Raw genomic sequence first — 21,237 nt, forward strand, 5'->3', positions numbered from 1 at the left:
ATATTGAACTGACTATATCTAATAACAAACGAAAGTGTAAGAGTATCCCTCATGAGCAATCAAGACAATAAAATAGCAGCGCCTGCACCAGTACAAAGAACGCCAACTGCCAGTGGTGAATTAGACGATTTATTGGCTTTGATGGCACGGCTACGTGTTGACTGTCCGTGGGACAAAAAGCAAACCAATCACAGCCTCATTCCTTATGCGATCGAAGAAGCTTACGAGCTAGGCGAAGCGGTACAAAGTAATGATGACGAAGATATCAAAGGCGAGCTTGGCGATGTGCTGCTGCAAGTTGTGTTTCATTGTCAGATGTATGCTGAGCAAGGGCGCTTTGATATGAGCGATGTCATTACGACCTTACAAGAGAAGCTGGTTCGTCGTCATCCGCATGTGTTTGAAGCCGAAACCCTAACAGACGATGCAGCGGTAAAGGTACGTTGGGATGAGATTAAAATGGAAGAGCAGCAAGCGCGCGAGGCACGCGGTAAACCCAAACGTCGTCTAGACAATACCAAAGCGGGCAGTGCGCTCATGCAAGCACAAGATTTGCAAAAGCAAGCATCAAAGCTAGGGTTTGACTGGGAAGGCGTTAGCGGTGCATTTGATAAGCTGGATGAAGAGATTGCCGAGCTAAAGAATGAGCTGACGGATAAATCTGAAACTGAGGTCAAAACAAATATCATAGAGGTTGAAAAGGAGCTGGGCGATTGCATGTTTGCCTTAGTCAATGTCGCGCGCAAATTAAACCTTGATGCAGAAGCAGCAACGCTGACGTGCGTGCATAAATTTAAGTCACGTTTTGGCTATATTGAAGAGCAACTGGCGGCAGCTGGCAAGCGTTTAGAAGACAGCGACATAACAGAAATGGATGCATTATGGGAAGCGGCGAAACGATATGAACGATCGTCATGAACGCTCATCCTAAAGTCTCGTTTATCGGTTTAGTCAAGACTGCTATTTTAGGTTATGTTTTGGCTATTCTGATGCTTAACAATGCTAATGCTGCACCCTGTTTTGATAATCCTCAAAGGGCTTATGATTATCTCTTATCGCAAGAAAATGCCAACACTCAAGCGCGTGAGCAATATACCGTGAATATCAATCGTGCCAGCGAAGGCGAGCTGGTTTCGCTAAATGGTATTGGGAGTAGCAAAGCCCAAGCGATTATTTTATATCGTGAAATGTTCGGTAGTTTTAAGACAGTAGATGAGTTAGTAAAGGTCAAAGGTATTGGTGCAAAAACGGTTGAGAAAAATCGAAGACGTTTAAGTGTGCAGGATTAATGGCCGTGTTTTGCATTAATTAACCCTAATATTGACAAAATAGCACGTAAGTACATGTCATAACGCACCCAGCGCGCGCAAAATTTGTTAAACTAGTGAGTACATCCGCCTGATAAACGCTGTGTTCGTCAGGGGTGGTTAAAGAATACCGGCGAGGAGTAGATGCATGGCCGAGCGTGCCGCCAAGCAGTTAGAACTGAATAAATCTGAATTACCCAATTCCATTACTGAAGTAATTGCCACCTTGACCCGAGCTGGGTTTGACGCCTATATCGTCGGTGGCGGCGTGCGCGATACCTTATTGGGTCTGCGTCCAAAAGACTTTGATGCTGTCACTGATGCCAAGCCGCATGAGATTAAAGACGTCTTTGGCAAGCGCTGCCGTATTATCGGTCGCCGCTTTCAGTTGGCGCACGTGTATTCAGGCCGTGAGCTGATTGAGGTCGCTACCTTCCGTGGCCCGCCAACCAGCAGTGGCACCACCAATCAAGATGGTATGATCCTGCGTGATAATGTTTGGGGCGATATCCAGCAAGATTTCTCTCGTCGTGATTTTTCTATCAATGCGCTTTATTATCAGCCACTTAAAGGTGTGGTTCATGATTTTTGCGGTGCGCTTGAAGACATTGATAATAAAATCATTCGTTTGTTAGGTCATGCGCCGGTTCGTATTGAAGAAGATCCAGTACGCTTATTACGGGCGTTACGTTTTAAAGCCAAGCTCGGTTTTGAGTTTGATGAGGCGTTGTCTGAGCAATTTCATGATGGTAATTGGGCGCTGCTGGAGCAAATATCACCGCATCGTCTCTATGATGAAACGCAGAAAATGTTTACGGGTGGCTATCTTGTGCCATTGCTGCCGTTATTGTTTGAATCGGGTGCGATTGATAGCTTAATTATTTATCCGCCATCTGAGCCCAGTCCTTTAGTAAAACAAGTGGCTATCAATACGGATAAACGTATCGCGGCAGGCAAAAGCATCAATCCAGCATTTTTCTACGCAGCCATACTATGGGAAAATTACCTGCATCAGTTAGAAAAAGCCAAAAAACGTAATATGCCATTTGCTGAAGCGCAGATGCATGCAGCTGGTAAAGTCATTGATCGTCAACGCATCAAGACCGCTATTCCTAAATTTGCAGAGCAGTTTATCCGTGATATTTGGATATTGCAGCCAAAACTAGCGGCTCCGCGTAGTAAACAAATCGTCCAGCTCTCTGAGCATCCACGCTTCCGTGCGGGCTTTGACTTTTTACTATTGCGCGAACAGTGCGGTGATGCTGAGCATCCGCTATCCGAATCGACCAATGATATGGGCGACTGGTGGCAGACGTATCAAACCTTGTCTGCACAAGAGCAAGAGCAAGCGATTGATGATTTCGATGAAAATATTCGTCGCGGTGCCTATAAGAAAGGGCAGCGAGGGCGCGGACGTAATCGTCAAAAGCCAGAGTCAAATATAGTGGATGAATCGATGTCTAATCAAAACAACACTAAGCGTAGTAAAGCCAATGGCAGCACTGAAAAGCATAGCACTGAAAATCACAGTACTGAGAAAAATGGTCATGAACAAGCCGTGGTAAACGATTCGTCAAATATCCCCTCACGCCGTCGCCGCGCTGCCAGCCAATCTACTCCTGCCAAGCAATTCGGTGGTAATAAAGATAAAGGTCATGACTCGCAGCAGGTAAAACAAGACAGTAATGAGCTTGCTCAGCTACAGCAGTTGTCTCTTGCTAATACCAGCAGTCAAACTGCAAATAAACGCCATCACTCTAAGCCTGCGCCATTGTTTGTCATCGAGCACGAAAAAGTGGTGCCGCCATTACAAAAGCAGCTATCACCTGCTGATAAGCCTAAGCATCGTCCAGAGCCTGTGCAGAAAAAGTCAGCTACTAAGAATGCATCGGCTGAGAAAGATCGACATAATCAGAATGCAAAAACTGATAGCAAGGCTGATAGTAACGCTGATCGCTCAAATAAGGCTCAGCAGTTTAAGGATAAACAGCCAGAGGTTACGTCACCTGCTGCTAATGCCTATCCTACCCGTTCGGTAGCAAGAACGCCTGCGCTCGTCACTATGAACAATGAGCCGATACCGCATAAACGCCGTCGCCGTCAGCCAAGTGTAGACAATACTAATCTTGCTGACAGCACCGAGAAGCAAGTAGCTGCTAATAACACCGATAAAACTGAAGCGAAGTATGCCAAGAAAGTACCTAAGCCAGCAGCTCAGTCTACTGGTAAAGCTAAAAAAACAGTAGAGCCTGCAGCAACTCAGACGGCAGGGAATAAGACAGAAACTAAGAAAGCGACTGTATCTGCAAAAGCTAAAAAACCGGCCAAAGCAGCAGAGGCTAGGTCTACTAAGAACAGTCAAAATGCTGATAGCAAATCGTTGGCCGGTCAAGTGAGCGACAATAAAATGGGCGACAATAAAGGCCCTGTACCATCGAAACGTCGCCGTCGCCAGCCCAGTACCGATAATGTCTAGTATTGTTGACGATGTGGATAATGTTAGTTGGGTAACCTGCTATGTGGGCTTGGGTAGCAATCTAACCAATGAGTTGGGTTCGCCGGTAGAACACTTACAGCAGGCATTGCAAGGGTTGCGAGAGCATAAGCAGATACGCGAGGTTAGAGCTTCCTCATTTTATGCGTCAGCGCCTATGGGGCCACAAGATCAGCCTGACTTCGTTAATGCAGTGGCTGGTTTTAAGACGATATTGACCCCCTTTGAGTTGCTCGCATTTTGTCAGCAGCTAGAAGAGCAGGCTAAGCGGGCGCGCTTACGACATTGGGGTGAGCGTAGTCTGGACGTCGATATTTTGTTATATGGCGACACGCGAATTACCGAGCCGCAGCTAACCATACCGCATGCTGGACTGCTTGAGCGTAATTTTGTCTTATTACCGCTGCGAGAGTTAGCCTCAGTGCTCATCATTGATGGTATATCGATAGATGATTATCCACCTAGTAAAGATTGGACAGGGTTAAAATTATTATCAAGCGACTGATAAATTTTGGGTCATAGGCATGATAATAGTTAAAGGTATTTATAACTAAAGGCATTGAAGATTAATCGAGGGTCATATGACGACGTTATCTACTTTAAATAAATTCAAAAAAGACGGCACCAAGTTTACTTGCTTAACGTGCTATGACTCAATGTTTGCACGCATGATGGAAAAGGCACAGATTGATACCATTTTGATCGGTGATAGTTTAGGTATGGTGGTACAAGGCCATGATTCCACCTTGCCCGTAACAGTCGATGATATGGCTTATCATACGGCCAATATTGCCCGTAGTAATAAATACGCACTGATACTGGCTGACTTGCCGTTTATGAGTTATGTGACCTTGCCAGAAGCGGTCGCTAATAGCCGTCGATTGATGCAAGCTGGCGCGCATGTGATTAAAATCGAAGGCGGTAGTGAGCTTTGTGAGCTGGTGACTACATTGGCGCAAGCAGGTACGCCCACTTGTGTCCATCTTGGCTTGACCCCGCAATCAGTCAATGTGTTTGGTGGTTATAAAATCCAAGGTCGCGGTGACGCAGCAGCTGATAAGTTGCTTGCTGATGCCAAAGCGGTAGTTGCCGCAGGTGCCGCACTTTTAGTATTAGAATGCGTACCTGCTGAGCTTGCAAAAGCGGTTACGGAAGCGGTTACAGTACCAGTGATCGGCATTGGCGCTGGCGCAGATACGGATGGTCAAGTCTTGGTCATGCATGACATGCTGGGCATGGCTCATGGCCGAGTACCGCGCTTCGTTCATGACTTTTTAACTGATGAGCGCAATAGTACGCACAGTATCGAAGGCGCCTTTGCCCTTTATCAGCAGTCAGTGCGCGACGGCAGTTTTCCAGCCGAGCAGCACCAATTTAGCTAATTTTTTTAGCCAGTCTTAACGAGTCTTTTGGTTTTTACGATTATCAGTAGAAGAATATTTAACGATGTCAATCATTTATCAGCAGATTTCAGAGTTGCGCGCCGCTCTACAGCCTTATCGTGGTCAAAGAAATGATAAACCAGATAGCACTCAGCGTATTGCTTTAGTACCAACGATGGGCAATTTGCATGAAGGTCATCTGGAGCTGGTAAGCATTGCTAAGCAGTATGCCGATATTGTGGTGGTGAGTATCTTTGTCAATCCTACCCAGTTTGGGGAAGGAGAGGATTTTGATAGTTATCCACGCACCTTGGATGAAGATGTCGCTAAGCTAGCAACGGTTGGTGCAGATTATGTTTTTGCACCCAATGTCGATGAGATGTACCCGGTATTGCCACCATCGACTTCAGTTCTTGCTGGTGCCATTACCAATCAACTATGTGGTCAATCACGTCTTGGTCACTTTGATGGTGTTGGTATCGTCGTCTCTAAATTATTCAATATCGTGCAGCCTGATGTGGCGGTATTTGGACAAAAAGATTACCAGCAATTAGCGATTATCAAACAATTAGTACGTGATTTGAGCTATCCCATTGAGATTGTGGGTGCACCTATTGTTCGCGCTGTCGACGGCTTGGCGCTGTCTTCACGCAATCAATACTTGAGCGCCGCTGAACGCAAAACAGCTCCCGTACTTCATATGGAGCTGCAACGCCTAGCACAGAAACTAGCACAGCAGTTAACGAGTAATAAGCAGGGCAGGCAAGGGTTTGACGCATTACTAGCAGAAACGCATCAACGTATTAGCGATGCTGGCTTCAATATCGATTATCTAGAAATAAAAACTGACCAGCTAGGGACTACTGACACTATTGATACTAGTGAAGCAAATGGTAATGGTAAAAGTAGCCATTTAATGATTTTAGTCGCTGCTTGGCTAGGGCGGGCACGATTGTTAGACAACCAATTAGTGACGGTACATTAGCCGTTGTGACGTAGTAATTTGCTGGATGCAATGGACTAGGATGACGGATCATGGATGCAAACAACAGTAAGCAAATAGAGCAGGAAGTGGTGGCTGTAACGAACGATGAGCGGCTGAGTATTTTAGTCGTGTCAGGGCGTTCCGGCTCAGGTAAAACGTCAGTATTGAATATACTAGAAGATTTAGGCTATTATTCTATCGATAATTTACCGTTGTCATTGGTGCCTGACGCTGCCAAGAAGCTGGTCAGCGATAGTGGTATCAAACGCATCGCGCTTGGTGTCGATATTCGTACCCCGCGCGCTGACTTGTCTAATTTTGCTGCGACCCATGACATTCTAAAACAGACTTATGGTAAGCAGGCTGTTGAAGTAGTGTATGTGACCGCGCAAGAAAGCACCTTGGTTGCACGCTTTAATGCGACGCGTCGTGTTCATCCGTTGATGTCACAAGATGTTGACAGTGATAATGCTAGGCATATCGCCTTCAATCTACCAGCCGCGATCAAAAAAGAAGTCGAGCTGTTAGAGCCCATTGCCAGCCACGCTGATATCACAATTGATACCAGTATGCTTAATATCCATCAGCTCAAAGACACGTTGCGTGCCTATGTCGGTATTGACAATCAAATTGTCATTAATTTGCTGTCTTTTGGTTTTAAGTACGGCAGCCCAATTGATGCTGATTTTATATTTGATGTTAGGATTTTGCCAAACCCACACTGGAAACCTGAGCTGCGCGCCTTGACTGGTCTTGACTCTGAGGTCGGCGAATTTTTTGCAGATTATCCAGAAGTGGTTGAAATGACCGACGATCTCGAAAGGTTTTTAAGCCGTTGGCTGCCTGACTTTTTACACAATAACCGTCATACCGTGACAGTGGCAATTGGCTGCACTGGTGGCAAGCACCGCTCAGTATTTATCACCAATAGTTTACAACGTCGTCTTGCCGATGCGATGCCAAGCACTATAAAAGTGTTGGCGAAACATCGTGAAAAAAACCGTTGGTAGTTATTGGTAAACATTAGAATATGTCCTCAATTTAATTGATGGGCTAAAAATGGCTAAATTTTGCCAAACAGCGTCAAATAGTTGGTTAGTATCTCAATATTATCTGCGCTATTTTTCCTGTTTGACTGCAATTTGTCTTATTTTTATCGCCGTTTTTAGAGTGAGGACACGCCCTAGTACTTTTATTATTCATTATTTTGGAACGCTTTTATGATTGACTGGTCAGAACATGATATGCGCGTCTCGCGCACAGAACTCAAAAAATCCCATGAGCGCTTACAACAGTTATCGATACCACTTGCCAGCTTGTCGAAAAAACAGCTGAAAAACCTGCCAGCCAGTGATTATTTTATGGCAGAGTTGATGGCTCTTGCGGATATCACTAGTGCCACTGCGCGTATTAGACAGACCAAGCGAGTCGGCAAATTGATCAGCGAAGAAAATCGCCATGAATTGGTAAAAGCCTTATTCGATGCCTTTTTCCCAAAAGAACAAGTCTCTAAAATAGAAAGCTGGTCCGAACGTCTAAATATCAATGATGAAGGCACACTAAAGCAGTTTGTCAAACAGTATAAAATTTCAGAGCGCAACAGTCTGTATCAGTTATTGCTTTGGATCGAATACGCCAAGCACACGCACGATGACGAGCTGATGATGGAGTCTAAAGAAGATTTGGCCAGCTATATTCGCGAAGTGACAATCTTATCGGATTTAAAAGGATAGTTGTCCTACAACAACTAATAGCGTTACAACGGTTGTCTGCACAAATACCAATAGATAGACGAAAAAGCCAATCTATCGAAGTCTAAATACAAAAAAGCCAATCATGAGTGATTGGCTTTTTTAGCGGCGTTAATACAGTTTAATTAAAGACAATTAACGTCATAAACATAGACATGCCTGTGTTTATTTTTTCTCAGCACGTACTTTGTCAACTAAGTAATCGACAACCTTAACTACTTTGGCGTCTTCACCCGTTACCACGTACTTGCCTTGTACCACAACAGCTGGTACGCCCGATAGCTGATAACGCTTGGCGCCTGCTTGTGAGCGACCAATTTTTGTACCAACGGCAAATGAGTTATAAAGGCTGTTGAATTTCTTTTGATCAACACCTTGAGATGCATACCATTTACTTAATGAAGCTTGGTCAAACAGCTTTTTGCCATCTTTATGAATGGCATCAAATAAGGCATCATGGGTTTTGCTTTCATAGCCTAGGAGTTGAGCAGAATAAAAACCACGGGCACTGGCTTCCCAAACAGGGTTAAGCGCTGCTGGCGTTTTGAAGAATGCCACATCTTTGTCTTTGTTTTTTGCCCATTTTTCCATATGTGGATTAAGCGCGTTACAATGCGGGCAACCATACCAAAAGAATTCACGCACAATAATAGCATCACCGGTGATTTTTTCTGGATTGTCTAGCACGCGATAATCTTTTCCGGCGACATAATCGGCTGCTTGTGCGCCCATACTGGCGATTCCAATGGCGAAAGCCAGACCAGTCAATGTAATGACACGTTTCATACTTTTTCCTTGAGAGGTAGAGACTGAGAGTTTTAGGAGTTTCTATGGGTTTGAAGGTATAAATGACAAAGTGTCGAGTATAATCAACCTACAGTAGAGTACCGACTATAATAACGTAAAATAGGTGTGGTTGTGAACCCGATTCTTAACTAACGGTTGTAAACCTGTGAGCTATTATTTAAGGTATCTTACTTATCACTATTTGAGTTTCAAAATTGAAACCTTTAATCAGGTAAAGATAGAAACTGCCATTGACGCAACAGTTACTATAAAGTAAACAGCATACGGTGATGATGACGTTCAAGTATTTGCTAACCTCATTCACAATCCGTGACGATGTACTCACGACAAAACCGCCGCTCGCATGCTAATATTAAGTATATAATCGTGCACTGTATACGATAATAACTCTAAAGGAAAATGCTATGAGCGCAGCTTTATCTTCGCCTTCTGTAAATGATCAAGCGACCAGCCGTTTCGATGATGCTGATACTAATAATACGGTTACGGATGATACTGTGACTGATAGTACAACGGCTGCCACGATAAATGTGGATCCTAGCGAAGTCGACAAATTTAATAAACTGGCGAGCGAATGGTGGAGTAATACTGGCGCGTTTGCAACTTTGCATGAAATCAATCCACTCCGCCTGAACTGGATAGAAGAAAATATTAAGCGCGGCTATCAAAATAGCGATGATAGTACAAACGCTAGTAAGACTGCTGAGATGGGTCTGACTGGCAAAAAAGTGCTCGATGTTGGTTGTGGTGGCGGTATATTGTCTGAGTCGATGGCACGTCGCGGTGCTGATGTGACCGGTATAGACTTAGGGACTGAAAACCTAAAAGCGGCCACGCTTCATGCCGAGCAAAGCAATTTAGAAAAGACGTTGCGCTATCAGCATATCCCAGTAGAACAGCTAGCAAAAACCCATGCGGGTCAGTTCGATGTGGTGACATGCATGGAAATGCTTGAGCATGTGCCTGATCCAAGCTCGATTGTGCAGGCTTGTTTTGAGCTGTTAGCGCCTGGCGGTGTGTGTGTGTTATCGACGATCAACCGTAATCCTAAATCGTATCTATTTGCTATCGTTGGCGCCGAATATGTATTGCGCTTGCTTGATCGTGGTACCCATGATTATGCCAAATTTATCACGCCTGCTGAGCTGGACAAAATGGCGGTTACTGCTGGGTTTACACGCCAAGATATCATTGGACTACATTACAACCCAATAACCAAGCGTTACTGGCTGGCACAAAACGTCGATGTCAACTATATGATAGCCGTACAAAAGCCAAAGGCTTGATAGCTTAAGTCATTGCTTATCGTCCCATCATTAACGCACCAAACACCTCACTAATTAAAAGAGTATGCCTTATGAGCCAATTCGTCAAAGCCGTTTTATTTGACCTTGATGGGACGCTAATCGATACTGCCGCTGACTTCGTACGGATTATCGGTAAAATGAGCCGCGAAAACGATTGGCAAGCCCCGCCTGAAGCGCTTATTCGAGAACAAGTTTCTGCTGGTGCGTCAGCCATGGTCAAGCTTATGCTGCATCAAAATGGGCAAGACAGCGTTAGCGAAGATGATTTACTTGGTTTTCGTCAGCAGTTTTTGGATGATTATGCCGCAGATATTTGTATTGATAGCTGTGTATTTAGCGAGTTAGAAGAAGTGCTGACCACACTTGAGAAAAAAGGCGTACCTTGGGGTATTGTCACCAATAAGCCGCGCTATCTAGCAGAGCTACTGTTACAAAAAATGCAGTTAGATGAACGCTGTGCGGCCTTGGTCTGTCCTGAGGATGTATCACGTTCCAAGCCTGATCCAGAGCCGATGTATATGGCATTAGAGAAACTCGGTATACCGCGCGGCGCTGCTGGCTGTGTTCTCTATGTCGGCGATCACATACGTGATATTGACGCTGGCAATGCCGCTGGCATGTCGACGATTTTGGCCGCTTATGGCTATATTCCACTTGAAGACCAAAAAAGCCTAAAGAAGTGGGGCGCAGACTATATTACTGACACCCCTGAGCAGTTGAAGAAGCTATTGCTTACTTCAGGTAAATTTGAATATCTATAAACAAACCAATCATCAGTAGAGCCGTGATAGGAACATCAACTATAAGTAAATGACTCATAAATAGGTCACCTGCAATAGTTGTCCTTGAGTAAGCCGTTCTAAAGATAAATGGTTTTGAAATTAAATACCTTCAATAATAAATAACAAGCAGTGAGTCATACCATGAGCGACAATATTAAGCAGTCGGCGACCGAGCAGAACCATCAAGCAGCCACGGGAAATGCGATGCAACCTTTAACGCACGACGATATCCGTCAGTTTGTGCCACCTGTTGATTGCTTAGACGGTAAGACTATCTTGGTAACGGGTGCAGGCGATGGCATTGGACGCGTCGCGGCTTTAACCTACGCCCGTTATGGTGCCACGGTTCTACTATTGGGTCGCACGAGTAGCAAGCTTGAATATGTCTATGATGAAATTGAGAGCTTGGGTGGCAAGCAGCCAGCCATGCTACCGATGAATTTAGAAGGTGCAACCTATGCAGACATGCAGAAGTTAGAAAGGCTTATCGACAAAGAAGTGGGTCAGCTTGATGGTATATTACACAACGCTGGTATGCTCGGACAATTGACGCCGCTTGAGATGTATGACATTGATACTTTTGATCAAGTAATGAAGGTCAACTTTACGGCGACTTTTATGCTCACGCAAGCGTTGTTACCGCTGTTAAAAGACGCGGATCATGGTTCTATCGTCTTTACTTCTAGCACGGTCGGTACGCACCCTCGCGCGTTTTGGGGTGCTTATGCGCTCTCCAAGCAAGCCGTCGAAGGAATGAGTGATATCTTTACTCAAGAGACGCAGAATACGACGAATCTGCGTTTTAACTGTATCAATCCTGGTGGCACTCGTACCAATATGCGCGCTCACGCTTATCCCGGTGAAAACCCAATGTCTCTTAAGACACCTGACGACATTATGGCGGGCTATGTTTGTTTGATGAGTGACGCCAGTATTGGAATACGTGGACAAGTGGTAGATTTACAACCAAAAGATTAGCAGAGAAAGATGACTGTAAAAACCATAGCGTTATATATGTTTTTTACAGTCGCTGGCGGGTTGTAATTAGGCTTAGAAAGCCCCATCTATCTGTTCTTAAAGACTTTTATCTTATAAGATATTAATAATAATAGACAAAAAGGATAAGATTATGGCAGGTGGCTGGTCAAAAGATGGTGCCGAGCACGAACAAATGGATGCGACGGTCAATGATGCACTTGAGCGCGCGAGGCGTGCGCAACCAACGGGTAAGAGTGCAGAATTTTGTGATGAGTGTGGCAACCCGATTCCAGAAGCGCGTCGTATTGCCGTACCGGGTGTGCAGCACTGCGTCAGTTGTCAAACCGAGCTTGAGCAAGAAGCGAGAGCGGCTGAACTGTTTAATCGTCGCGGCAGTAAAGACAGTCAATTGCGTTAGTTAGTACAAGTTAATTAAAAAAAGACCAACACTACTAATTTACTTAGTAGCGTTGGTCTTTTTTTGAGCGTAGTATTTTTAAAAGGGAGTCTTGTTATAGGTAACTAGGGCATGTCTTCAATCACCAGCGCCATCAGCTCATTGTCGCAAGCCTGCCAATCTAGTGAAGATAATAACGGTAGTGTATTCTCTACTTCTACTTCTACTTCTACTTCTGCTTCTGCTTCTGCTTCTGCTTCTGCTTTGTTAGACACTACACCGTTATCTATAACTGACTGCAAAATCACTTCTAGTCGGCTATCGATTTGGGCGCTCGCCGTGGTGATAGTCAAACTGTCAGGCGTAAAGTTAATCTTTAGCCAACCATCAGAGGTGTTAACCAAGCCTTTAATACGTTGCCAGTTAGGCAGTCTTAACAACCATTCTTGTAGACCATCAACGTCAAACACATAATGTGCAGGCAAGCGCCAGCCACCTAGCAGCAAATCTTGTTGTTGCTCATGATAGCGGTAGGGTAGATCGGTATCTGCCTCTATGTCTCCAAGACTTTGGTCGTTCTCTGTAGCTCGGTTAGACATCAAGCTAGTAAATGGCTGTCTAGTAAGTGGCTTTAAAGAAGTACGAATATGATTAGGCTTGGTTTTATCGGTAGCACGTTGCTGAGAGATGGTATGGCTTGGTTTGGTCAGCTGTGCTATCAGCGTTGACGAGGGGTTACTCAAAGCAGTTATATTATTTGAGCTATTATCTTCGGTTCGAGAGAGAGACTCTGTCCAAATGACAGCCACCTCAGAATTGAGCATTGCTATCCACTCTTGTAAAGCCTTGAGTTCATCTGCATCCAGTTGCGTATAGCGATTGACCACTAAGACATCAGCATCACGGACATGCGCTTGAAAACCATCGTGCGAACGATACTTTTGTTGTTGCCATTGCACGCCGCTCAGCACCGTAATCACGGCCTGCATATTGAGCGCTGTCTGCCAATGTGGCGCGCTCAATTGTTGTATCAACTCGCGCGGATGTGCCAATCCAGTGGGTTCGATAATAAGACGCTGCGGACGATGATCACTAAGCAGGCGAGTAATCGCAATTTGTAGGGGTAGTTGACTGGTACAACAAATACAGCCACCACTGACTTCACGAATGGCAATGTTACCTGCATCAGCATTGTCGTCTTGCGCACTTGCTAGCAGCGCCCCATCAATGCCAATACGCCCAAACTCGTTAATCAATAGTGCCCAGCGCTCATCGGCAGGCTTGCTAGAGAGTAGCTGGTTGATGATGGTGGTTTTACCCGCGCCCAAAAACCCTGTCACCAAGGTGCAGGGTATGTTTTGAATCATGGTTGATGTGGTCAAAGCCATTGTTGTCTAAACCATCGTCATAAGTGGTTATGAAGCAGCAACTATAAAGTAAATACTATTCACTTTTTGCCGTTTCAACTTCGGCTTCGTCAGGAACGAACACGTAGCCTACACCCCAAACGGTTTGGATATAGCGGGCTTGGGAAGGGTTGTCTTCAATGAGGCGGCGCAGACGGGAGACTTGTACGTCGATTGAACGCTCCATCGCACCCCATTCACGACCACGGGCTAGATTCATCAGCTTATCGCGAGTTAATGGCTCACGTGGATGCTGAACCAAAGCCTTTAGTACTGAAAATTCACCAGTCGTTAAGGTAACGACATTGCCGTCACGTTTGAGCGTACGAGTCGATAAATCAAGTGTCCAAGGTCCAAACTCAACCACTTCAAGCTGATGACTTGGCGCACCCGGCAGCTCGCGATTTTGACGACGAAGTACCGCTTTGATACGAGCAAGCAGCTCTTTTGGGTTAAAGGGCTTAGGCAGATAATCATCCGCGCCCGCTTCAAGACCAGCGATACGATCAGCATCACCGCCTTTTGCAGTTAGCATGATGATTGGAATATCGCCATTGTCTTCACGCAGACGCTTACAAATACTAATGCCATCTTCACCCGGTAGCATCAAGTCCAACACCACCAAAGAAAAAAGCTCACGTTGCATCAACTTGTCCATTTGACTGCCATCATGGGCAGTACGAACGACGAAGCCATCATCTTCTAGGAAGCGTTGTAATAAAGAACGCAGACGGGCATCATCATCGACCACTAAGATACGCTGAGTCAAAGTATCGGGGCTGTTATTGTCAGGCATACAGGCATCCTCTTATAAAAATTATTATTAGTAGAAATTATCAGCAAAAACACTGTCGTTATTTTATGGTTGAGCCATTTATTATAGAAATTGCATATAAATAAAAAACTTTTGTTCAATTCGTCAGTACGTATCAATATTTGTGCTCTTGGTACTTTAGTGTATAAGATTGCACCGCCAATTGCATCACCTGTAGGCATAAATGCTGTATGCGTTTGTTTAACAAGGCTACAGAACTTAGGATAGCAACCGAATTAAGCTATAAAATCACAGATAAATAAGGAAAAGATAAAAAGGATTTTTATTCATGCAGCTTTTGCTATAATGCCAAACACCATTTATCAACGATTGATACGTCTATGAGTAGCACTGATACCTTAACGCCATCTCAAACCTCGACAAATGCACAGGTTTTGGATGCAACCACACACGCGAATATTCACGACAAGCTTGCTCGCGCGCTTGGCATTAAGACTGCTCAAGTCAATGCGTTTGTCAAACTTTATGATGAAGGCGCGACCGTTCCGTTTATCGCGCGTTACCGTAAAGAAAAAACGCAGAATCTTGACGATGCGCAGCTGCGTGCTTTAGAGAAGTCGCTCAATTATGAGCGCGACATGGCAACGCGTCGCCTTAAAATTACTGAGCTGCTTAGTACGCAAGGCAATTTGACCGACGAGCTACAGACGCGTATTGATAATGCGACGTCTAAACTTGAGCTTGAAGACATCTACTTGCCTTATCGTCCGCGTCGCCGTTCACCAGCGGCCAAAGCACGCGCTGCCGGTCTCGATGTGGCTGCTCAAGCAGTCTTAACACAAGAGATTACCCCAACAGAGGCATTGGCTGACTATCAAGCGCCATCTAGTATCTCTGACGATAGCGGTAATGAGATTGAGGTCGACTTTAGCGATATCGACAAGCAGTTGGCTGGCGTACAAGCCATCATCGTTGATGAATGGACGCAGGCGTTAGATCTGCTGGATAACTTGCGCAGTGGTTTTGCCAAAACGGCCAGTATCGTCTCGGCAGTTGCCAGTGATGATAAGCGAGAAGTCGGTGAAAAATTTAAAGACTATTTTGAGCACAGTGAAAGCCTTGCTCGTCTACCGAATCATCGCCTATTAGCGATGCTACGTGGTCGCCAAGAAAACGTCTTGGGTCTCAAAATTGAAGGCGAAGATATCCCTTTTATCGAAAAGATTATTGCTCATTTTGATATCGATGCCAAGGCACCTGCTGCCCGTCGTGAGTTTTTAGCAGAAGCGGCGAGTAGCTTGTGGAAAGAAAAATGGCGTCCGCATATTGAACATCGTTTATTGACTGAAAAACGTTTGACCGCTGAAGCAGATGCGATTGATGTTTTTGCCAATAATTTACAGCACCTATTGATGTCAGCACCTGCTGGTCGTAAGGTTATCTTAGGCGTTGATCCTGGTATTCGTCATGGCGTAAAAATGTCCATCGTTGATGCCCAAGGTCATGTCATGTTGGATAACGAAGACAAGCCAGTTGTCGCTACCGTGTATCCGTTTGCCCCTGATAATAAGATGGATGCAGCTAAAAAAGTCATCGATGAGCTGTTAAGCACTTACAACGTTGATTTGGTCGCTATCGGTAACGGTACAGCGAGTCGCGAAACAGATGCGATGATTAAAGAGATTTTGGCTGCCAATTCTGAGCTAAAAGCCAAAGCCGTCATCGTCAATGAATCTGGCGCCTCTGTTTATTCGGCGAGTGAGCTTGCCAGTGATGAGCTTGCCAATTTAGATGTCTCTGTACGCGGTGCGGTTTCTATCGCACGTCGCTTGCAAGATCCATTATCAGAGCTGGTCAAAGTAGATCCAAAAGCGATTGGCGTTGGTCAATATCAGCATGATGTCAACCAAAACCAGCTAGCTGATAGCTTGGATAAAGTTACCCAAGATAGCGTGAACGCGGTTGGGGTTGATGTGAATACGGCAAGCCCAGCTATCTTGGCACACATTGCTGGTTTGAATAAAAACGTCGCCCAGCAAATCGTCACCTATCGTAAAGAGCACGGCGCATTTGATAGCCGTGAGGCGCTCAAAAACGTTCCGCGCTTAGGTGCTAAAACCTTTGAGCAGGCAGCAGGCTTCTTACGCATACACGACGGTAGCAATCCACTTGATGCGACTGGCGTACATCCAGAAAGCTATGCGCTGGTTGATAGCTTACTTGCGCAAACCGGTAAAGCATTGCCGGAAGTATTGGGGAATGATGGTGTACTAAACACGATCGACACTACTGCGCTCGCTGCAAATGATGACAATATCAGTGTAAAAGCCATCATCGAAGAGCTTGCCAAACCAGCACGTGATCCACGTCCTGAGTTCAAAACGGCTAATTTCCGTGATGATGTCAATAGCATTAAAGATCTGAGCGAAGGGATGACGTTAGAAGGCGTGGTTACCAATGTGACGGCTTTTGGTTGCTTTATTGACGTTGGTGTCCATCAAGATGGCTTAGTGCATATCTCACAGATGGCCAATGATTTCGTTGCCGATCCAATGAACCGCGTCAAGCCGGGTGATATCGTGTCAGTTCGTGTTATCTCTATTGATGAAAAACGTGGTCGTATCGGGTTTAGCATGAAGCCTGAATCTGAGAAACCTGCACGCCCAGCAGCAAAACCTACTGCGAGAGATGCTGGTTCTGATGAAAAGGGTAATCGCTCGCGTAGTGACCGTCCAACTAGCAGTCGCCCAGCTGCTGATAAACGTCCGTCTAAGCCACGTGGTAAGCGTCAGGATAAAGACAACGCGAGCAACAATCGTAGCAAAGCGCCAAGAGCTGATAAAACAGAAATGCCGAGCAAAATGGGTACGTTGGGTGCATTGCTGCAAGAAGCTGGCGTGACTAAAACTAAAAAATAAGTGGCTTTATGGATTTCTTAAGTCATTTCTAAATAATTAACAGCAATAATCAATAAAAAAGGCAGCCATTAGGCTGCCTTTTTTATTGGGAATATATTTGAAACATATATTACTAGAAGTGCTTTAGCGTGGCTAATAACTCAGCTTATTGGTCGTCTTGTTCTGACTCTAATAAATCCTCTTCATCTAGCATGTCTTCTTGTTGCATTGCTTCTTCTGGATCTTGCATGGCTTGTTGTTCGGCTTGCTGCATGGCTTGTTGTTTGGCTTGCATAGCCTGTTGTTGTGCTTGCATAGCTTGTTGCTGTGCTTGCTGCATAGCTTGTTGCTGTACTTGCATATCTTGATCTTGTTGTTGTGCTTGAAGCTTAGGAGCCATTTGCTGTTGATTAGCGTTGCTATTCACGCTTGCTCTTGAGATGCGCTGAGTTTCGCTGATCTGAATCGAATTAGATTGATTTGGTACTGATTGATTGTCAGCATTTACAGCTTCAGTCTCGAGTGTGGTAGCGGTAGTAGCATTTTGCATATCTGCTTGTGCAGTCTCAGCAGGTGCTGCCATGGCCAAGCTTGGGATAGTAAGTGCGGCACCAATAAGTAACGATAAAGGTAGGGTACGGTTTTTCATCAGTTGATTCCTCAGTTTGCATTCTTATAGTGTCAGCTTAAAGTATTTCAAACTTGACGCTTATTTACATGCTTTCATTTATCATAAATTAATTTAGTATTTTGAATATATATATTTAGTATATCTAACATTTAACGTGTAGATAAAATAAAATCATGACAACCGTATAGCGATTATCATGACCAATTCGAACGAAAAGCTTTATAAAATCATCTAATAAAACTCTAAGCAAGAGAATACCAACTAAGCCATTATTATTTCAGTAGTACATAGATTAAAAATCTAACAGACAAGCGCTCGCAGGTGACTTTGTGCAACTATTGTATTCTTATTGTCAGGTAAGAATAGGAGTGCCGCCACCTTATCTTTAGGTATGTCGGTTACTAAATAAGCGCATGACCTACTGAGAGTCAAGCCTTTGTCCTGTAGAAAAAACTATTCGACGATGACATATCTACCAGTCGTAGGGTCGATAACGCGCTGCTGTAAGTCATTATCAGGGACACGGATAACTGGGAAAGTCTGGCTAATTTCTGTACTGTCGATTACCTCGGCATCTGCTGCTTCGCCAACGACGACGGTACGTCCAGCGTCTTCTACAGCAATGGCAGTACCGTTAGCCGTGTTGACACGTTTGATCTGATCCACGGGAGCGACGATCACTTCTTTTACCCGATACTTAGCAGGTCGAATAACACGAGTGGTTTCGATAATGACTGGCTCTACACTGCGCTCTTCAGTAATCGCAATTTGTGCTTCTGGCGCGTCAGCTTCAGTGACTTCAGCCATAATCGGTGTCGGGAATTTGGTGCTAAAATGATTGTCACACTGTTGCATACTTAGACGGACAGGATTGCCGTTTTTGTCCATATAAACGTTGACTGGCATATCAGCAGCGATGGGAACGTATTTTCCGACCAATGCACCCGATACCCCGTAGCGACCATTCGATTGTCCAACGCCTAAATCACAAGCGCCTGCTGCATAGTCGCTAGTATTCAAGTTATTACTGTCAACGACATTCTGTGGAATCATAACATCAGATAAGCGCATCTTTTTGACAGAGGTTTCACCAGCTTGGCGTTTGGGATTTTGATACGTATAAGGGGTATAAAATTTGGCTGAGCCATCTTTGACAGCAGTGACGCACTCGTCGTAACTGTCGTAACCTACGTTGCCGTGAGTATCGGTCGTCATCCCAGCATTTGCATTACTGCCAATCATTGCCAGACCTGAGGTGATGACAGCGGCGGTTAATATATTTAATTTCATAGTTACTTCCTTTTAATTATAAATAAATGTGTTGTAGTCAAAATGGTGGCTTGCTTATAGGGCTTATTTTTATACTGAGTCATTAGTGAAAGTCATTAGTGAAGTAATTCCTTACTTAATAAAATCACTTACTTAATAAATAACGTCATAGTTTCTAATTCAACGTTTCTGCCTTAATGTTTCTTTACTTTAACGTTTTTAATGCTACGTCAGTTGCTAATAGATGGCTGTGACATCAGGCTAAGAATGTGTAGCATAATGTATAAAAAAAGGTAAAACTGGCAACATTGTTCACCAAAAATGTACGTTATTATTATTTATTAACATCTGCTAAAAAATCATGGGAAATTTTACCTATTAAAAAACCGTACCCTGTTACCAAGATACGGTTAGTAAAACTTAAGACTTTATCACTCTATAATCTATAAAAGTCTAACCCTCGACTATTTCGAAGCTAAGACCTGCATGCGTTTCTAGGCGCGTTAGCAGTTTGTTGCCCATTGCAGATGCTGGCGTCCAAAACCCACCACAGACATCGTCTTTGCTAATATCTTGCGCTAAACACAAGGCCGCTTGTGCCAGCATGCGTGATGTACTGCCATAGCCAGGATCTTTGTCGCCCGTTACTTTGGTATTGATGGTGTCTTTATTGGCAGTTTGGCCAAAGAGACGAATATCGTAGTAACCATTATCTTGATCAGACTTCGACGGGCCAGAGCCAGCTTTCGGTAAGACGTGCTTGGACAGTAGCTCGCGGCTTGGCTTAATCATCATCGCGGTGGCAAATCCTAACAGCCCAGCGCTCAGTGCATAGCTCGACAGCTTACCTTTTATGCCATCTGTCATCCACATGGCTTCGTCATATTTAAAATCACGTCCATATTCATAGCCGAGTAGTTGGTTACTGCGATGCACGATACGGGTATTGATGCTTGCCATCACAAAAGGAGCCAACCAGCGTTTGTGCTCACTGTCATATTCTGGCTTGCTGATATTGGCTTGGCGCACGCTAGGCATGTCTTTATCATCATTAAGCAGATAAGGGTTTGCCACTTGCTTACGACGTGATTTATCTTGTCCCACTTCTTCAAAGATGGTCGCCATCGAGGCAATCGTACCACCAGATAAACCCCCTTTTGCCGCTTTTACGCGCATGTGAATCACATCACAAGTGCTATCGAACTGAGATTCTGCTTGCTGCTGGGTAAAATAAACACCCAAATCTGACGGGATAGAATCAAAACCACAGGAGTTGACGATACGAGCACCACTCTCTTTGGCGGTCTCTTGGTATTTGTCCATCATGTCTTTGATAAAAATAGCTTCACCGGTGAGATCGACATAGTCTGTACCATTTTCGGCGCAAGACTTGATCAACGGCTCACCATATTTTAGGTAAGGGCCGACGGTTGAGATGATGACTTGTGTTTGTTTGGTCATCTTATCAAGACTGGCAGCGTCCTTACTGTTGGCTATAATGATGTCTACTTTGTTCTCAAGCTTGGACTGTAATTCGTTAAGCTTGTCCTCGTCACGACCCGCTATCGCCCACGTGACGCTATCGCCATTTTTATTTTTGGCATCAGACAAAAAGCTTGTTAAATAATGGGCGGTAATTTGCCCAACGAAACTTGTCGCACCATATAAGACGATGGTGTAAGGACGCTGTTCGCTACCGGTCGGCTTATTATCATCTGCTGCATTGATAGTCTTTGAAGTATCCGTATTTGTAGCCATATTTATTATCCTTAATAAGTGTTTTTTATATGTAATCTCATACTGAATGGTAGAAATAAAAAATCATTTTTTATATGCCATTGACTCTATTCTAAGACATGTTGGCCGTAAGTAGAAACCCGTTAGTGTGAACTGTGATGGTTTATAGCAGACTATAAGAGGGAAATGCTAGGGATTAAGGGGTGTTTTGCTATCTCTACATATAAATCTCGAAAAGCCAAGAAAAAATATCAGCATATTAAGATTTGCTACAAAGGTTACATAACCTACCGATATTATTACCAAAATGAACGTTTATCGGTGCGAAATAT

The 21,237-nt window shown here is 44.4% G+C and carries 19 protein-coding genes; 13 read left to right on the forward strand and 6 right to left on the reverse strand.

The features are described 5' to 3' along the window. Positions 1–51: 51 nt before the first annotated feature. From mazG to yjgA, 8 genes are all read left to right on the forward strand, one after another. Entirely contained in the window at positions 52–918 is an 867-nt protein-coding gene (mazG, locus tag IOD06_RS09035; protein ID WP_194620628.1) for a nucleoside triphosphate pyrophosphohydrolase, read from the forward strand. Then, positions 915–1,289, forward strand: a complete 375-nt coding sequence (locus IOD06_RS09040) for a helix-hairpin-helix domain-containing protein (protein WP_194620629.1) — start codon at positions 915–917, stop codon at positions 1,287–1,289. Before mazG ends, IOD06_RS09040 begins: the two co-directional genes overlap by 4 nt. Positions 1,290–1,455: 166 nt before the next feature. Then, positions 1,456–3,783 carry a polynucleotide adenylyltransferase PcnB gene (gene pcnB / locus IOD06_RS09045; protein ID WP_194620630.1) on the forward strand — a complete coding sequence of 776 codons (2,328 nt, stop codon included), beginning with the start codon at positions 1,456–1,458 and terminating at the stop codon, positions 3,781–3,783. Further along, a complete protein-coding gene (gene folK, locus IOD06_RS09050; RefSeq protein WP_194620631.1) occupies positions 3,776–4,306 on the forward strand; it encodes a 2-amino-4-hydroxy-6-hydroxymethyldihydropteridine diphosphokinase in 531 nt (176 codons plus the stop codon). Before pcnB ends, folK begins: the two co-directional genes overlap by 8 nt. Before the next feature lie 76 nt (positions 4,307–4,382). Continuing rightward, on the forward strand, positions 4,383–5,183 hold the full coding sequence (gene panB, locus IOD06_RS09055) for a 3-methyl-2-oxobutanoate hydroxymethyltransferase (protein ID WP_194620632.1): 801 nt from the start codon (positions 4,383–4,385) through the stop codon (positions 5,181–5,183). Between the two features lie 64 nt (positions 5,184–5,247). Further along, positions 5,248–6,168 (forward strand): pantoate--beta-alanine ligase, encoded by a 921-nt coding sequence (panC, locus tag IOD06_RS09060; protein ID WP_194620633.1) that lies wholly within the window; start codon positions 5,248–5,250, stop codon positions 6,166–6,168. Between the two features lie 50 nt (positions 6,169–6,218). Beyond that, positions 6,219–7,178: an RNase adapter RapZ gene (gene rapZ / locus IOD06_RS09065; protein ID WP_194620634.1), complete on the forward strand. Its 960-nt coding sequence runs from the start codon at positions 6,219–6,221 to the stop codon at positions 7,176–7,178. A 210-nt stretch (positions 7,179–7,388) separates the two neighbouring features. Next, positions 7,389–7,901, forward strand: coding sequence for a ribosome biogenesis factor YjgA (gene yjgA / locus IOD06_RS09070; RefSeq protein WP_010200860.1), 513 nt, complete (start codon positions 7,389–7,391; stop codon positions 7,899–7,901). A gap of 183 nt (positions 7,902–8,084) precedes the next feature. Here the strand turns inward: yjgA and IOD06_RS09075 are convergent, their stop codons facing one another. Then, a complete protein-coding gene (locus tag IOD06_RS09075) occupies positions 8,085–8,705 on the reverse strand; it encodes a thiol:disulfide interchange protein DsbA/DsbL (protein WP_189583436.1) in 621 nt (206 codons plus the stop codon). A gap of 425 nt (positions 8,706–9,130) precedes the next feature. Here IOD06_RS09075 and ubiG point away from each other — a divergent pair, with 425 nt between their 5' ends. The 4 genes from ubiG to IOD06_RS09095 all read left to right on the forward strand — a co-directional run bounded on the left by ubiG (position 9,131) and on the right by IOD06_RS09095 (position 12,211). Continuing rightward, positions 9,131–10,012 carry a bifunctional 2-polyprenyl-6-hydroxyphenol methylase/3-demethylubiquinol 3-O-methyltransferase UbiG gene (ubiG, locus tag IOD06_RS09080; RefSeq protein WP_227669972.1) on the forward strand — a complete coding sequence of 294 codons (882 nt, stop codon included), beginning with the start codon at positions 9,131–9,133 and terminating at the stop codon, positions 10,010–10,012. A gap of 71 nt (positions 10,013–10,083) precedes the next feature. Continuing rightward, positions 10,084–10,794, forward strand: a complete 711-nt coding sequence (locus IOD06_RS09085) for an HAD family hydrolase (RefSeq protein WP_189583430.1) — start codon at positions 10,084–10,086, stop codon at positions 10,792–10,794. Between the two features lie 225 nt (positions 10,795–11,019). Beyond that, positions 11,020–11,793: a YciK family oxidoreductase gene (locus tag IOD06_RS09090; RefSeq protein WP_194620861.1), complete on the forward strand. Its 774-nt coding sequence runs from the start codon at positions 11,020–11,022 to the stop codon at positions 11,791–11,793. Positions 11,794–11,944: 151 nt separating this feature from the next. Beyond that, entirely contained in the window at positions 11,945–12,211 is a 267-nt protein-coding gene (locus tag IOD06_RS09095; RefSeq protein ID WP_194620635.1) for a DksA/TraR family C4-type zinc finger protein, read from the forward strand. A gap of 104 nt (positions 12,212–12,315) precedes the next feature. Here the strand turns inward: IOD06_RS09095 and IOD06_RS09100 are convergent, their stop codons facing one another. Both IOD06_RS09100 and ompR read right to left on the reverse strand, forming a co-directional pair. Continuing rightward, on the reverse strand, positions 12,316–13,578 hold the full coding sequence (locus tag IOD06_RS09100) for a GTP-binding protein (protein ID WP_194620636.1): 1,263 nt from the start codon (positions 13,576–13,578) through the stop codon (positions 12,316–12,318). A 55-nt stretch (positions 13,579–13,633) separates the two neighbouring features. Next, entirely contained in the window at positions 13,634–14,392 is a 759-nt protein-coding gene (ompR, locus tag IOD06_RS09105) for a two-component system response regulator OmpR (RefSeq protein ID WP_025651114.1), read from the reverse strand. 359 nt (positions 14,393–14,751) lie between these two features. Here ompR and IOD06_RS09110 point away from each other — a divergent pair, with 359 nt between their 5' ends. Beyond that, on the forward strand, positions 14,752–17,289 hold the full coding sequence (locus IOD06_RS09110; RefSeq protein ID WP_194620637.1) for a Tex family protein: 2,538 nt from the start codon (positions 14,752–14,754) through the stop codon (positions 17,287–17,289). Positions 17,290–17,434: 145 nt separating this feature from the next. Here the strand turns inward: IOD06_RS09110 and IOD06_RS09115 are convergent, their stop codons facing one another. The 3 genes from IOD06_RS09115 to IOD06_RS09125 all read right to left on the reverse strand — a co-directional run bounded on the left by IOD06_RS09115 (position 17,435) and on the right by IOD06_RS09125 (position 20,926). After that, entirely contained in the window at positions 17,435–17,917 is a 483-nt protein-coding gene (locus IOD06_RS09115) for a hypothetical protein (RefSeq protein WP_194620638.1), read from the reverse strand. Positions 17,918–18,352: 435 nt separating this feature from the next. Continuing rightward, a complete protein-coding gene (locus IOD06_RS09120; protein ID WP_194620639.1) occupies positions 18,353–19,189 on the reverse strand; it encodes a hypothetical protein in 837 nt (278 codons plus the stop codon). Between the two features lie 432 nt (positions 19,190–19,621). Continuing rightward, on the reverse strand, positions 19,622–20,926 hold the full coding sequence (locus tag IOD06_RS09125) for a trans-acting enoyl reductase family protein (RefSeq protein ID WP_194620640.1): 1,305 nt from the start codon (positions 20,924–20,926) through the stop codon (positions 19,622–19,624). Between the last annotated feature and the right edge of the window lie 311 nt (positions 20,927–21,237).

This window comes from Psychrobacter sp. N25K4-3-2 (genome assembly GCF_015351755.1).
In the GTDB taxonomy this organism is placed as follows: domain Bacteria; phylum Pseudomonadota; class Gammaproteobacteria; order Pseudomonadales; family Moraxellaceae; genus Psychrobacter; species Psychrobacter glaciei.

Bases quoted from the DNA above. Each gene is read 5' to 3' on its own strand.
- IOD06_RS09110 (WP_194620637.1), top strand. From the start codon at position 14,752: ATGAGTAGCACTGATACCTTAACGCCATCTCAAACCTCGACAAATGCA.
- pcnB (WP_194620630.1), top strand. From the start codon at position 1,456: ATGGCCGAGCGTGCCGCCAAGCAGTTAGAACTGAATAAATCTGAATTA.
- yjgA (WP_010200860.1), top strand. From the start codon at position 7,389: ATGATTGACTGGTCAGAACATGATATGCGCGTCTCGCGCACAGAACTC.
- IOD06_RS09040 (WP_194620629.1), top strand. From the start codon at position 915: ATGAACGCTCATCCTAAAGTCTCGTTTATCGGTTTAGTCAAGACTGCT.
- IOD06_RS09120 (WP_194620639.1), bottom strand. From the start codon at position 19,189: ATGAAATTAAATATATTAACCGCCGCTGTCATCACCTCAGGTCTGGCA.
- ubiG (WP_227669972.1), top strand. From the start codon at position 9,131: ATGAGCGCAGCTTTATCTTCGCCTTCTGTAAATGATCAAGCGACCAGC.
- folK (WP_194620631.1), top strand. From the start codon at position 3,776: ATGTCTAGTATTGTTGACGATGTGGATAATGTTAGTTGGGTAACCTGC.
- IOD06_RS09075 (WP_189583436.1), bottom strand. From the start codon at position 8,705: ATGAAACGTGTCATTACATTGACTGGTCTGGCTTTCGCCATTGGAATC.
- ompR (WP_025651114.1), bottom strand. From the start codon at position 14,392: ATGCCTGACAATAACAGCCCCGATACTTTGACTCAGCGTATCTTAGTG.
- mazG (WP_194620628.1), top strand. From the start codon at position 52: ATGAGCAATCAAGACAATAAAATAGCAGCGCCTGCACCAGTACAAAGA.
- IOD06_RS09125 (WP_194620640.1), bottom strand. From the start codon at position 20,926: ATGGCTACAAATACGGATACTTCAAAGACTATCAATGCAGCAGATGAT.
- IOD06_RS09115 (WP_194620638.1), bottom strand. From the start codon at position 17,917: ATGAAAAACCGTACCCTACCTTTATCGTTACTTATTGGTGCCGCACTT.
- rapZ (WP_194620634.1), top strand. From the start codon at position 6,219: ATGGATGCAAACAACAGTAAGCAAATAGAGCAGGAAGTGGTGGCTGTA.
- IOD06_RS09090 (WP_194620861.1), top strand. From the start codon at position 11,020: ATGCAACCTTTAACGCACGACGATATCCGTCAGTTTGTGCCACCTGTT.
- IOD06_RS09100 (WP_194620636.1), bottom strand. From the start codon at position 13,578: ATGGCTTTGACCACATCAACCATGATTCAAAACATACCCTGCACCTTG.
- IOD06_RS09095 (WP_194620635.1), top strand. From the start codon at position 11,945: ATGGCAGGTGGCTGGTCAAAAGATGGTGCCGAGCACGAACAAATGGAT.
- IOD06_RS09085 (WP_189583430.1), top strand. From the start codon at position 10,084: ATGAGCCAATTCGTCAAAGCCGTTTTATTTGACCTTGATGGGACGCTA.
- panB (WP_194620632.1), top strand. From the start codon at position 4,383: ATGACGACGTTATCTACTTTAAATAAATTCAAAAAAGACGGCACCAAG.
- panC (WP_194620633.1), top strand. From the start codon at position 5,248: ATGTCAATCATTTATCAGCAGATTTCAGAGTTGCGCGCCGCTCTACAG.